Origin of the sequence: Gordonia sp. i37, assembly GCF_002043085.1 — a bacterium.
GTDB classification, from domain to species: domain Bacteria; phylum Actinomycetota; class Actinomycetes; order Mycobacteriales; family Mycobacteriaceae; genus Gordonia; species Gordonia polyisoprenivorans.
Genome location: NZ_MVPX01000150.1, coordinates 17,104 through 30,059, shown reverse-complemented (window position 1 = coordinate 30,059; position 12,956 = coordinate 17,104). Strand labels below are relative to the sequence as shown.

Below are 12,956 nucleotides of genomic sequence, written 5' to 3'. Positions count from 1 at the left end.
AATACACTATCGAGTTCTCAAAGAACACACACCCACCAACACCACCCCACAAGGCGAACATCAATGAGCTTGTTCTGTTTCTGAAGTGTTAACCCCTTCCGGAGCAACTCTTCCAGAGTACCAGGCACTTCTCCCGTCCGCAACCCTCTCGGTTGGCGGCCAGATCCGCATCCGGCAACCCCGGGCCCTCGTACTGGCACATGACTGTGCCCGGCACGATTTCTCAGGGGCGGTCAACGTCTACCCGGTTTCCTCTCCCCTACCGAACTCCTCTCGGAGCCCTCCGGGGCGGCGCCGCGGCGCGCTGACTTCGAATAAGTTACGCACAGAGCCCCCGCGAATCAAATCGCCAGGTGGGTTCTGACTGGTCGCACATCAGCCCTGGTCAGCGGGCCAGCCCCAGCCGTCGGAGGTCGTGCATCCGGCCGTTCCGGCCGCTCGCGATAATTGTGATCTGGGCCATGCGGGCGCGGCCATCGCCTCTCCGTTCGGTCAGCAGATGCACCCGTTCGGGCAGTTTCGCGGCAAAAGTCCAGGTCATAGCGTTGTGGTCATGAGCGTCACGACGATGAGTGCCGGACTACCGACCACTCGCCGCATCACGGTGCGGCACGTTGATGCGCTGCCTGCCGATCTTCCCCATGCCGGACGGGTTGCCTGGTCCATCGACCGGGATGGAGGTCGGGTCGAACTCGTCCACACCTTCACCGTCGCCGAGATCTCGGATGACGCAATGGTCCTCGCGCTCGAAGGCGTGATCGATGCCGGCGCGTTGTGTGGCCAGTGGGAGTTCGAGGAAGCCGCGGTCGGTCTGATCCGGTCGTGCAGCGAGCGCGCCGACGACGCGTGGGCCGGGTTTTACGACAACTCGCTGCGCGCGCTGCGCGACGGGACGGCGTCGTTCGCCCCGGTACACCGACGGGCGCGCTCCCTGATCAGCGGTTCGAGTGTGCTCGAAGTGGGTTGTTGCTTCGGCTTCTTCGCGCTCCGATGCGCCGAGGACGGTCTCGACGTCGCTGCGTGTGACATCTCCTTCGGTGCGGTCGACCTGCTGACTCAGGCCGCACGTCGCCGTGACACCCCCGTGCTGGCGACTGTCGGAGACGCCACCGACCTCGACCACGCCGACTCCTCGGTCGACACCGTCACGTTGATCCACCTGCTCGAGCATCTCCCCGCGGACCAGGCGCGTGCCGCCATCATCGAGGCATTGCGGGTCGCGCGTCGGCGGGTGGTGATCGCGATCCCTTATGAGGATCGTCCGAGCGAACACTTCGGCCATCTCGTTCGGTTGGGGCCCGAGAACCTGCACGCCTGGGCGGACGCAGCCGATCACGCCGGGGCCGAATTCCTCACCGATCACGGCGGCTGGTTGGTGCTCACCCCGCGTCGCTGAGCCTCATCAGATCAGCCCGCGCTTGCTCGCGATGTAGACCGCGTCGGTCCGTTTGGTCACGCCGAGCTTGCGAATGATGTTGCGGATGTGGAACTTCACGGTCGACTCGGAGATGAACAAGGTCGTACCGATGCGCTTGTTGCTCATCCCGTCGGCGAGTAGCCGCAACACCTCGCGTTCACGTTCGGTCAGGGTCTCCGATCCACCGCCGTCGCCGGACACCGTGCGCAACACGATCGCAGCGCTACGCGGGTCGAATGCGCTGCCGCCCCCGGATACCGACTGGATGGCACGCACCAACTCGGTGGTGTCGACGTCCTTGACGACGTAGCCACGTGCCCCCGCCTTCACCGCCCGCACCACGAGGTCGTCGTCGAGGAATGTCGTCAACACCAGACTGGCCACCTCGGGATGCCGGGCCGCGATCTCGGTGATCAGTCGTAACCCCTCGTACTCGGTGCCCGCCGTCAGTTTCAGGTCTACGACGACCACATCCGGCCGTGACCGCTCGACCTCGGCCAGTGCATGGTCGAACGAATCCGCCTCGCCCACAACCGAGATCGTCTCCTCCCGTTCGAGGAGCGAGCGAATGCCTGCACGCAGGAGTGCATGGTCGTCGACCAGCATGGTGCGCACCGCCGTCGTCGCGATATCGGGGTTGTTCATCTGCTGACCTCCTGATGCAGTGACGATCGTGTTCCGGCGGTACGCCGGACCGATTCGGTGGTGGGGCGCGGCAACGACGTGGATTCGGTGACGGTGCCGGCCGGGATCTCCACCCCGACCCGCACGCCGCCGATCCGGGATCGGCGGATCCGGAACTCACCACCGAGTTCGCGCGCTCGAGCCGACATGTTCGCCAGGCCCCGATGTCGCCCGGCCAGATCGCCCAGCGTCGCCGCACGCAGCACGCGACGCATGTGTCCCGGGTCGCCGACGCCGTTGTCGTCGACGGTCAGACTCACGTCGTGATCGCCGTAGGTGAGCACCACCCGCGCCAGTGTCGCCTCGGCGTGCACCGCGGTGTTGAACAGCGCCTCACCGGCGATGCGCAGAATGGCGTGTTGCACGTCATCGGGCAGGTCACGGGGCCGGCCCAGCACCCGGACCTCGGTCTCCAGATCGGCCGGCATGTGCATCGAGCACAGTTCGTCGAGGACCTCGCCCAGGCTCAGCCCCTCCACGGACGGGGACTGGTTCAGGGCGTAGATCACCGAGCGCAGTTGTTCGACCGCGTTGCGGGTCAGCATTCCTGCGACCTCGAGTCGCTCGGCGGTCTCCGGGTCGCACTCCATCCGGCATACCTCGATCTGCACACCCGCCGACAGCACCGACTGCGTCACCGAGTCGTGCAACTCCCGGGCGATGCGTTCACGCTCCTCGGTGACCAGCCGTTGTCGCATCACCGCCGACAACTCACGTTGTGTGCGTTGCAATTCCACGTTCTGCACCGCCAGATCGGTGGCCTGCTCGCGGGCCTTGGCGTAGGCATCCTCGGCGCGGGTGAGTTGATGGCGACTCTCCTCGAGCAGCGCCGCATTGAGCAGGGCCACCACCGCTTGTCGGGCGAGGATGCGCATCACCACCAGGTCGGCGGAGTCGACGACGTGGCGCGGTGGCGTCCACGCCGACAGCCCGCCGACCACCCGACCGTCGAGGTGCACCGGCACATGCAGATGGTGATCGGCGACGACCGGTCGGACGAGCTCGCCAAGCTGGTTGCGCAGGATATCGTTGAGGCGGTTGAGCACCTCGTCGGGCAGGTGGCTCGGCGTGCGCGCGACCTGCACGCCCTCGAAGGCGTAGATGGTGCCGTCGCCGTCCATCATCAGGTGGCGCGGACCCGTGCGATCGAGTTCGCCGTCGCACAGGGCGAACACCACCCAATCGGCCTCGAGGTGTTCGGCCACCGCACGCACCACCGAGAGCACGAGTGTCTCCGGCCCCTCCGCGGTCTGCACGAGGGCTCGCGAGATGCGGTCCAGTGCGCCGACCACACGACCGAGGCGCTCCTCGACCCCACGGAACTGCGCGTAATGCGAGCCCTTCACCGAGTGCAACCCGATCAGCGAATCGAAGTCCGTTCCGCCGACCTCGTCCCCGCCGGGCGTCAGGTCGCGGTCGCCGAACCTCGAGGAGACGCTCATAGTGCCTCGCGATAGAGACGGGCGACATCGGCGGGGGTCGGCTGGCGCGGGTTCGTCCGCATGCAGGCATCGACCAACGCGTTGGCGGTCAGCGCGTTGATGTGTGCGGCGGAGACTCCGAGCTGCGACAGGCGAGCCGGCATCCCGATCCGTCGTGAGAGCTCGCACACCGCATCGGCGAATCGCTCGGCGGTCACGAACGCCGACGACGACGTCGGCACACCGACGGCCCGGGCCAGATCGACGAAGGGGGTCGGGTCGGTCTCGGCGTTGAACCGGATGACGTGCGGGAGCAGAACCGAATTGATCGCTCCGTGCGCGGCGTCGCACAGTCCGCCGACCGGATGGCTCATCGCGTGGGTGGCGCCGAGAATGGCATTGGTGAACGCCATCCCGGCCTCGAGCGCGGCATAGGCCATGTCGAGTCCGGCGTCGGGGTCACCGGGAGCGTCAACGAATCGCTCGATCGACCGCCATGCGGTCCCGATGGCCGACAGGGCCGAACGATCGGTGAGCCTGGTGTGCGCCAGCGATGCATAAGCCTCGATGCAGTGCGTGATCGCGTCCATCCCCGACTGCGCGGCCACCTCGGGTGGCAGCGTGGCCAGTGCGTGGGGATCGATCACCGATACATTCGGCACCAATCCGCGTCCGATGATCGTCACCTTCGTCATGCGATCCACGTCGTTGACGATGCAGAACTGCGACACGTCCGACCCACTGCCCGCAGTGGTCGGCGCAGCGACCAACGGCGGTAACGGGATGCGGGCGCGGTCGATGCCCTCGTAGGACAGGATGTGGCCCCCGTTGGCCGCGAGGATGGCCACCCCCTTGGCGGCGTCGATCACCGATCCCCCGCCGAGCGCCACGATCCCGTCCGAGCGTGTCTGCTCGTAGTGTTCGAAGCCCAGGGCGATTTCCGGCGCCCGGGGATTCGGTGAGACATCGGTGAAGGAGGCCACCTTGAGGTCTGCCGCCCGCAACCGTTGCGCGAGGCGCGGATACCACGGGGTGGCCACCAGATTGCGGTCCGAGACGATCATCAGCCGACGCATCCCCAGACCTGCTGCGGCCGTGGGGATCTCATCCAGAGCCCCGGGACCGACGATCACCTCGGGGGTATGGAACTTGACGACCGGGATCCGCGTCGCCCGCGCTCGAGGTTGCGGCCGTTCCGAATCCACCTCGGGTCGGGCCTCACCGATATCGGCGTGCATCCCGTTCACCCACCTCGTCGCACCCACCAGTCGTTGCCGAAATCCTACGCGGCCGCCTGCGGTTCACGCGCCGTATGCGCTGACCGAGACCTGCTCGAGCGCCGCGAGGTCGTGGACGACGTGCACACGGTCGCACAGCGTGGCGTAGGCGGGCAGGTCGCACGACCCGAGACCCCACGAGTAGCTGGGTTCGGGGGTGATCCAGATGGTCTCCCGGGCCTGGCGGCTGATCTCCTCCAACGCGTCGAGGTTCGGGTCGCGGCCGTTGTTGCGACCGTCGCCGAGCACGATCACGGTGGTGCGCCGGGTGATCGCGCCGCCGAACTCGTCGAGGAAACACTGCAGAGCGTTCCCGTAATCGGAGTCGGCGTCGGTGTCGAGGACACCGCCGGCCGGCAGGCCCGAAACGACCAGGGACAGCGCCTCCTCGGCCGGGTGTTCGGCGAAGAGATCGGTGATCTCGACGAGGTCGGACACGAAGGCGAACGACCGGACGTGGGCCACCATGCTCTGCAGTCCGTGCACGAGTTGCAGGGTGAAACGGGCTGCGCTGCGCACCGACAACGACACATCGGCGAGGATCAGCAGCGACGGGCGGTCCTCGACCTTGGCAACGGTGATGGGCCGGAACGGCACCCCGTCGAATCGCAGGTTCGCGCGCATCGTGCGGGCCGCGTCGACAGTGCCGCGGGCGGCCAGTTTGCGTCGGGCACGCGGCGCGCCGTGCAGCGATCGGATGAGCCTGCGGATCGACTCCTCCAGGCTGGCCCGCTCGTGCTCGTGAATGGCATCGCGCACCGATGCCTTCACCTCACGATCCTCGATCTCGTGGTCGGTCGCCATGAGCGCCTCGAGGTGATCACGCAGCTTCTCGGGCAAACCGTCGAGCAATCCCGCCAGTGCGCTGCGCAACCGGGCGATCTCCTCGCGGTCGGGCTGCGGACCGGACAGTCCCCCGGCGTCGTCGAGCCAGTCGAGCAGCGCCATCTCCTGCGCCACCGACAACTCGGCGTCGAGCTGGGTCGGATTGCCGGTGACGAGCTCACCCGGCCGACCCGGGTTGTGCAGGCGGGACACCGTCAGTTGCACACGGGCGGCCTGCTCGGAGTTCGGCACCGAATCCGCCGACAGCACGATCTCGTCGGTCAGCGACGCCATGTCGAGTTTGTTGGCCTCCTGATGCAGGTTGTACTGCTCGGCGAGGTCCTCGGGGTCGAAGTAGTCGCGGATGTTCGACGGCGGGCCGTGACTATGACCTTGCTGCGGGGTGTTGCCCACCTCGTCGGACAGGGTGTACTCGGCGAGCTCACCGGTGTCGGAAAGATCGTCGTGACTGTGCGAATGTCCGTGTCCGTCATCGGTGTCGAGCACCGGACGCAACGAGAAGTACTTGTCGAAGACCTCGTCGAAGGTCTGCTCGTCGCGTCGGTCCTTGATCAGACACGCCTGCAGCGCCGAGCGCATGAGTTCACGGTCGGCGAGGATCTCGGCGGTACCCACGGCCGCCATCGCGTCCATCGCCTCCGAGACGCCGATGCGCACGCCGTGCAAACGCAGTAGCCGGACGAACCGGTGGACCGCTCCTTCCATGACGCCGCTCCCTAGAACGGACGCTTGCGGCGGGTACCCGAACCCGAGCGGGAACGGCCGGTGTCGCCGAATGAGCGACTGCCCTGCGTGGCACTCACCGCCCGGGTACCGGCATCGCTCTTGGCCCCGGGCGAGCCGTAGTAGTCGTCGCCGTGGCGCCCGGGCTTGTCCTTCTCGGCACGTTTGGCGCGACCACCGTGCGGGTCGTCATGCGTGTGTTCGTCGTCGTGGGCGTCGTCGTGGGTGTGGGAATGCCCGTCGTGCGAATGGGAATGGCCGTGATCGTGGGAATGTCCGTGGGTGTGCAGGTGATCGGGCACCTGCGCGTTCGGGTCCACCAGCCGGGGCAGGGCGTCGAGTGCGCGGGTGAGGTCGCGGTCGTACTTGACGACCACGTTGGCGGTCTGACCGAGGATGTCGGCGGAGAGTTCGTCGGCGCCGAGCACCGCGAGGGTGCGCGCCCAGTCGATCGCCTCGGAGATACTCGGCGCCTTGCGCAGGTCGAGTTCGCGCAGACCGCGCACGATCTCCACGAGTTTGGCCGCGAGCGTCTCGGCCAGGCCCGTGTTCTTGGACTTGATGATCTCCAATTCCCGTGTGGCATCCGGGTAATCGAGCGACAGATGCAGGCACCGGCGTTTGAGTGCCGCCGACAGATCGCGAGTGTTGTTGGAGGTCAACACGATCATCGGCTGGTGCTTGGCGACGAAGGTACCGATCTCGGGCACCGACACCTGGTATTCGGCGAGGAGTTCGAGCAGCACCGCCTCGAGCGCCTCGTCGGCACGATCGACCTCATCGATCAGCAGGACGACCGGGCGTTCGCTGCGCACCGCCTCGAGCAGCGGTCGGGGGGCGAGGAAGCGCTCGGAGAAGAACACGCTCTCCTCGGCACCGATGCGGTCGACCGCCTCCGACAGTGAGTCGGCGTCGGCGACGACCGCAGAGATCTTCTCCCGCAACACCTGGGTGTAGAGCAACTGCTTGCCGTAATCCCACTCGTAGAGCGCGGTGGTCTCGTCCTGACCCTCATAACACTGCAGCCGCAACAGATCTCGGCCCGTCACCTCTGCCAGGGTCTTGGCGAGTTGCGTCTTGCCAACGCCTGCCGGACCCTCGAGCAGGACCGGTTTGCCGAGCCGGCTCTGCAGGAAGACGGTGGTCGCCAGACGTTGATCGGCCAGGTAACCCGCCTCGGCGAACCGGGCGACCACGTCGTCGACATCACGGAATCCGCCCGGATCGGGTTGGCTCGCAGCATCTTCGACGTGCGGGGCGACGGTGTCGTCGGTGGTGACGGTGGAGGTGGGCATCGATCTCTCCTGAGGTCTGGTGGATGTGGGCCGGCGGCCGGTGGCCACGCCGGTGGTCACCCGAATTGGGGGCGTTCGGGTGACCACCGGCGTGTGGTGATGTGGGGACACGCTATTCGGGGCAGACACTTCCCCACATCGGTCTTCATCGGCGACGCACCTCTTACGGGAGCAATTCGTCCAGATCGCCGTTGACGCAGTGCTCGACGACCGGGCGAACGGTCTCGAAGGTGCACTCCTTGGGGTTACCCGGGGTGCACGCGTCACCGAGCACGTGGTTGGTCAGCGCGTCGATGGTGGCCGCGTCGGTGGTGATCTCCTTGCGGTTCTCGTAGTACTTCGTCGGCCCCTCACCGAGACGGTTCTTCGGGTAGGTGTTCTGCTTGACGTCGGCGAACTTCTCGACGATGCCCACGTCGCGCAGCAACCGGATCGCCGCTTCGAGCGCGGCATCGGCGGCCTGGACCTTGGTCATACCGTGGGTGTCGACGCCCATCGCGTCGGCCATGTCGGCGAAGCGCTCGTACATGACCGGCATGTTGAAGGCCCACACGCGCGGCAACGCAATCGCGTTGTTGAGTCCGTGGTGGGTGTCGAAGAACGCCGAAACCGCATGGCTGATCGAGTGGATGATGCCGAGACCACCGGAATTGAACGCCTGCGCGGCGATGTACTGCGCGTACATCATGCCCTCGCGGCCGGCGAGTTCGGTCGGGTTCCAGGTGGCCTCACGCAGATGACGAGCCGTCATCCGCACCGCGTGCAGGGCGTTGCCCATCGACGGCGGGAAGTTCAGGCGCGACACATACGGTTCCGAGGCGTGGGCGAGCACGTCGAAACCACACTGGGCGGTGAAGGCGACCGGGCAGTCGTAGTAGAGCACCGGGTCGTCGATCGCCAGGGTGGTCACCGCCGCGTCGTCGAAGGCGACGTACTTGTGCGGCTTGTCGGGATCGGTTGTGGTGTCGGTGATCACGTAGGCCCACGAGGTCTCCGACCCGGTACCCGCGGTCGTCGACACCGCGATGTGCGGCGGGTTCTTGGGGTTCTCGCTCTTGTTGAAGCCCTCGAACTCGTTGACGTTGCGGCCGTCGTGCGCGACCGAGATGCGCGCACCCTTGCAGGCGTCGTGCGCCGAACCGCCGCCGATGGAGATGAACGAGTCGCACTTCTCCGAGTTGTACAACGACACGGCATCCATGACGTTGTAGTCCTTGGGGTTGGACTCGACCTGGTCGTACACGACGACCTCGAGGCCGTGGTACTTGCACGACTCGACGATCTTGTGGACGGTATCGCTACCCCGCAGACCGGTGGTCATCACGAGGGTCTTCTTGAACCCGAGTTTGAGAGCCTCGGGGCCGATCATCTCGTGCGCGCCCGGGCCCATCATCGCGCGCGGGAACGGGTGAAACTCCTTGATGGGAAACGGTTTGAGTAGTTCGTCTACCTGCATCTGACCTGTCCTCCTTCATCCGACGCACACCGCGTGACGTCGACTTGAGCACCGGCGACGTTACGCGCGTCACACCATGTGTCAGAAGTGTTGTGAGGCCAAACCGTCCCTATTGCACCGAGTGCCAACCGAAGGGCAGTGCGCCCCCTGCCCGAGTGGTCAGGGTGATGCCATCCGGAGGGTCAGTCACCGGGCCGACACCTGAGCGGAACGCGCCCGGCGCACTGCATCGATGTCGAAACCCCAGGGCATCTCGAGACGATGCGCGGCAAGCAATTCCGAATCCGACAGGATGTCGTCGACGTCGCCGTCGGCGACCACTCGTCCGGCGTCGAGGACGACCGCGCGGTCACACAACTGCGCCGCATACAGCAGGTCGTGGGTGACCACGAGCATCGTCGTCCGCAGCGTGAGCAGGGTGTCGGCAAGTTCGCGCCGCGCCTGCGGGTCGAGGTTCGCCGACGGCTCGTCGAGAACCAGAATGTCTGGGCGGCAAGCCAATACGCTCGCGAGTGCACCACGGCGGCGCTGCCCTCCGGACAGGTGGTGCGGACTTCGCCTCGCATGCTCGGTCATCGAGACCGCCGCCAGCGCCTCCTGCACACGGTCGGCGAGTTCGTCACCGCGCACCCCGAAATTGGCGGGCCCGAATGCCACGTCCTCGGCAAGGGTGGGCATGAACAACTGGTCGTCGGGGTCCTGGAAGACCAGGCCCACGCGGCGTCGGACCTCGCGCAGGGTGTCCTTGCCCACGCGGGAGCCGTGGACGGTCACCGACCCGGCACTCGGCAGCAGGACTCCGTTGAGCTGCAGCATCAGTGTCGTCTTGCCCGCGCCGTTGGGGCCGAGCAACGCGATCCGCTCGCCCGGTTCGACGACGAGATCGAGGTGGTCGATGGCGAGGTGTCCGTCGGGGTAGGCGTAGCGCAGTCCGGCGATCTCGATGGCGGGAGTCATCGCAACACCCAGGCGGCCGCGGCGATCGCGGTCGCGGCCAGCGCGGGTGTCACGATCACCAACCACTGGCCGGCGCTCGCACGGGCGGAGGTCACCACCCCGGGCATCTCTGGGATCGTGCCGGTGAAACCCCGCGACATCATCGCCAGATGGACCCGCTCGCCGCGCTCGTACGAACGGAGGAACAGTGCGCCAACACCTTTGGCGATCGCACCGATCTGGTGGATCGCTCGCGGTGAGTCCCCGCGGGCGACGCGGGCGATCTGCATGCGTCGGATCTCGGCGGTCAACAGATCGACGTAGCGCAGCATCATGACGAAGATCGGGGTGATCGACGCGGGCACGCCGAGTCGGGTGAGCGCCACCGGCAGCTCACGTGCCGGCGTGGTGGCAGCGAAGGTCAGCGACGCCGCAACTCCGAGCGTGCCCTTGATGACGATCCCCCACCCGGCGTACAGCCCGGGCACCGACAACGAGAGTCCGGCGACGGCGACCCGCTCGCCACCTTCGGCGAAGGGCAGCAGCACCGCAAGAATCACGAACGGGACCTCGATCAGCATGCGTGGAGCAATCCATGCCGGTGAGATCCGGGCGACGACCCACACCGCGGCCAGGACGATCGCGAAACCCGCGTAGGGCCAGAACATCTCACGCGGGGTGGCGACCACCGCGAAGACGAAGAAGACCAGGCAGACGATCTTCACCTCGGCGGGCGCGCGGTGAACCGCGGAGTCGCCGGCGCGGTAGACCGGGTGCGGGTGTCCGGCTCCCATCGACTCAGTCTCCCGATCCGGTCCCCGACCGGGCGACACCGGTACGGGCACGTCGAGCCCCGCCGATGATCCAGAACAGGCCCGCGGCGATCACGAGGGTGATCACCACGCCGATCACCCCGGCGATCCCGTTGGTGTAGCCGATTCCGCGAAAGCTGTAGTCGGCCAGCGGCGATGAGGCCATGGCGTGGTCGGTGGCATGCTGCGCGATGCAGTCTCCGGTGAGTTGCTCGGCACCGTCGACCTCGGTCGTCTCGCACCCCCGCAGGGTGGTCGAGTCCAGACCGTCCGGTGACGAGCTGGCCAGATAGGACACCAGACCTGCGATGAGCAAGGCCACCACACCGAACGCGATGAGGAAGGTCCTGCGATGGACCCGGGGCGAGCGGTCGCGGCGATCGCCGGAGGTTCCGGTGGCGGTCATGCCGGCGCTCCGATCAGCGTGGCGGGAGAGTCGGTGCGACGCAACAGGTAGACGAGATCGGGGCGGGCCCGGGCGACCGCCACCACGGTCGCCGCGGTGATCAGCCCTTCGCCGACCCCGATCAACAGGTGCGTGCCCCACATGTAGCTCGCGACCGCGGTCATCGACGTCGCCGCCGCTCCACCGATGGCGTATTCGACGACGAATCCGGTTGCTGCGCACACGGTCCCGCAGAGCGCCGAGACGAAGGCCACCACCCCCAGACCGGCGAGCGGGTGATCCGACCGGCCCCGGCGACCAACACGCAGCAGTCGCGACGCGACCACCGCGACGCCGTAGCCGACGAACGTCGAGAGGAGAGCCATGTTGGTGAGGTTGGCCCCGAGGGCGGTGATGCCGCCGTCGGCGAACAGCAGGCACTGCACGATCAACACGATCGCGATGCACAACGCGCCGGTGTAGGGCCCCACCAGGATTGCGGCGAGTGCACCTCCGAGCAGATGCCCGCTCACACCGGGGAGGACGGGGAAATTGATCATCTGGACGGCGAAGATGAAAGCGGCCACGAGGCCGGCCATCGGCACGGTCTTCTCGTCGAGGTCGCGGCGCGCACGCCAGGCACAGAAGGCCAGTCCGACCACGGCGATGGCGCCGAACAGCAGCGAGGTCGGTGCGTTGATGATGCCGTCGCTCATATGCATGGCGACTGGGGTGGTGGACATGAGCAGTGCCCTTCGAGATCCCTGGAGGTACACGCCCGGACGGCGCGATACGGGAAACACTAAAACCGGACATCACATCTGTCCACTTATTCAGATGTTGAGGTGCTCAGACTGTCCGACCGGTCAGGTGTGGCCCTGACCACAATTCGACGACGCCTTGTCGGGTCGGATCGGCACGCCCTGTTGGAGCGGGTCAGGACGTTGTTGGCGCTGCGGCGAACAGTCCCGCTGAGCGAGGCTGTTCGATGAGGTCTGCCAGGATCGCTCCGGAGCGGAGTAGTGCGAATGTGCGCTGGGCGATGGACTGGAGTCGGGAGTCGAGCGCGGTGAGTGGGGTGGTGTGATCCGTGAGTTCACGGACTGCGCTGATCGCCTTCTGTACTTCGGGGATGCGGTAGCCGCCCGCGCGAAGGGCAGCGACGATGCGGGCGTCGCGGATCGCGACGCCCGGGTAGCGTCGTACACTTCCGGCCGGCGTGGAGACTCTTTGAGGCGTGATCAGGCCGACACTTTCCCAGAAGCGAAGCGTGGACGCCTTCACTTCGAGGGCTCGCGCGAGCTCGGTGATGGTCATGCAGTCGTCTTCGGTGGGCGCGACGTCGGCGGTTTCCTCGGAACTGATGGACGTCAGTGCCGATCGCGCGGCCAGTGTGTGTTCGCGTTCCCTGTTGAGCCTGGTGTGGAGCTCGCTGATCATGGCTGCAGCGTAATCGCTTGGATCACTGCGGATTTGCCGCATCGTGCGGCGCGCCACGACCGGTCCGACGGCGTACGCCAGGTCGCGGTAGGCACACAAGCTGTGCACGTGCTCTGGCGAGAACTGTCGGTAGCCGCTGCGGGTTCTCGTCGCCGGCGGAATCACGCCGAGTGCTTCCAGGTCACGCACTTGCTGAACCGAGTACCCCGCTGCCGCTGCTACATCGGCAGTCGTCATCGTCGGCGATAGTCCCTCCGTGCGCAT

At 66.6% G+C, this 12,956-nt stretch carries 13 protein-coding genes; 1 reads left to right on the top strand and 12 read right to left on the bottom strand.

Annotation, left to right across the window (positions count from 1 at the left end; translation table 11 throughout):
• Positions 1–385: 385 nt before the first annotated feature.
• A complete protein-coding gene (locus tag B1964_RS30355) occupies positions 386–541 on the bottom strand; it encodes a hypothetical protein (RefSeq protein ID WP_172398773.1) in 156 nt (51 codons plus the stop codon).
• A 6-nt stretch (positions 542–547) separates the two neighbouring features.
• Here B1964_RS30355 and mftM point away from each other — a divergent pair, with 6 nt between their 5' ends.
• On the top strand, positions 548–1,396 hold the full coding sequence (gene mftM / locus B1964_RS07275) for a mycofactocin oligosaccharide methyltransferase MftM (protein WP_079929357.1): 849 nt from the start codon (positions 548–550) through the stop codon (positions 1,394–1,396).
• A gap of 6 nt (positions 1,397–1,402) precedes the next feature.
• On the opposite strand, the gene B1964_RS07270 is transcribed toward mftM, so the two are convergent.
• The 11 genes from B1964_RS07270 to B1964_RS07220 all read right to left on the bottom strand — a co-directional run bounded on the left by B1964_RS07270 (position 1,403) and on the right by B1964_RS07220 (position 12,956).
• Positions 1,403–2,062 carry a response regulator transcription factor gene (locus B1964_RS07270; protein ID WP_006368503.1) on the bottom strand — a complete coding sequence of 220 codons (660 nt, stop codon included), beginning with the start codon at positions 2,060–2,062 and terminating at the stop codon, positions 1,403–1,405.
• Positions 2,059–3,543, bottom strand: a complete 1,485-nt coding sequence (locus B1964_RS07265; protein WP_079929356.1) for a GAF domain-containing sensor histidine kinase — start codon at positions 3,541–3,543, stop codon at positions 2,059–2,061. The genes B1964_RS07270 and B1964_RS07265 overlap by 4 nt, the downstream gene beginning before the upstream one ends.
• A complete protein-coding gene (locus B1964_RS07260) occupies positions 3,540–4,760 on the bottom strand; it encodes an iron-containing alcohol dehydrogenase (RefSeq protein WP_014359641.1) in 1,221 nt (406 codons plus the stop codon). The genes B1964_RS07265 and B1964_RS07260 overlap by 4 nt, the downstream gene beginning before the upstream one ends.
• A gap of 63 nt (positions 4,761–4,823) precedes the next feature.
• Complete coding sequence (locus B1964_RS07255; RefSeq protein ID WP_079929355.1) at positions 4,824–6,350, bottom strand: VWA domain-containing protein; 1,527 nt, start codon at positions 6,348–6,350, stop codon at positions 4,824–4,826.
• Between the two features lie 11 nt (positions 6,351–6,361).
• Entirely contained in the window at positions 6,362–7,663 is a 1,302-nt protein-coding gene (locus tag B1964_RS07250) for a MoxR family ATPase (protein ID WP_020171645.1), read from the bottom strand.
• Between the two features lie 163 nt (positions 7,664–7,826).
• Positions 7,827–9,119, bottom strand: a complete 1,293-nt coding sequence (gene mdo, locus B1964_RS07245; RefSeq protein WP_006368508.1) for an NDMA-dependent methanol dehydrogenase — start codon at positions 9,117–9,119, stop codon at positions 7,827–7,829.
• 186 nt (positions 9,120–9,305) lie between these two features.
• Complete coding sequence (locus B1964_RS07240; protein WP_006368509.1) at positions 9,306–10,076, bottom strand: ABC transporter ATP-binding protein; 771 nt, start codon at positions 10,074–10,076, stop codon at positions 9,306–9,308.
• The gene (gene cbiQ, locus B1964_RS07235) at positions 10,073–10,849 is read right to left on the bottom strand and encodes a cobalt ECF transporter T component CbiQ (RefSeq protein ID WP_006368510.1); all 777 of its coding nucleotides are present in this window, start codon (positions 10,847–10,849) and stop codon (positions 10,073–10,075) included. Before cbiQ ends, B1964_RS07240 begins: the two co-directional genes overlap by 4 nt.
• Positions 10,850–10,853: 4 nt before the next feature.
• Entirely contained in the window at positions 10,854–11,273 is a 420-nt protein-coding gene (locus B1964_RS07230) for a PDGLE domain-containing protein (protein ID WP_006368511.1), read from the bottom strand.
• Positions 11,270–11,995, bottom strand: a complete 726-nt coding sequence (locus tag B1964_RS07225) for an energy-coupling factor ABC transporter permease (RefSeq protein WP_079929354.1) — start codon at positions 11,993–11,995, stop codon at positions 11,270–11,272. The genes B1964_RS07230 and B1964_RS07225 overlap by 4 nt, the downstream gene beginning before the upstream one ends.
• Positions 11,996–12,188: 193 nt before the next feature.
• Positions 12,189–12,956 carry a MerR family transcriptional regulator gene (locus tag B1964_RS07220; protein ID WP_079929353.1) on the bottom strand — a complete coding sequence of 256 codons (768 nt, stop codon included), beginning with the start codon at positions 12,954–12,956 and terminating at the stop codon, positions 12,189–12,191.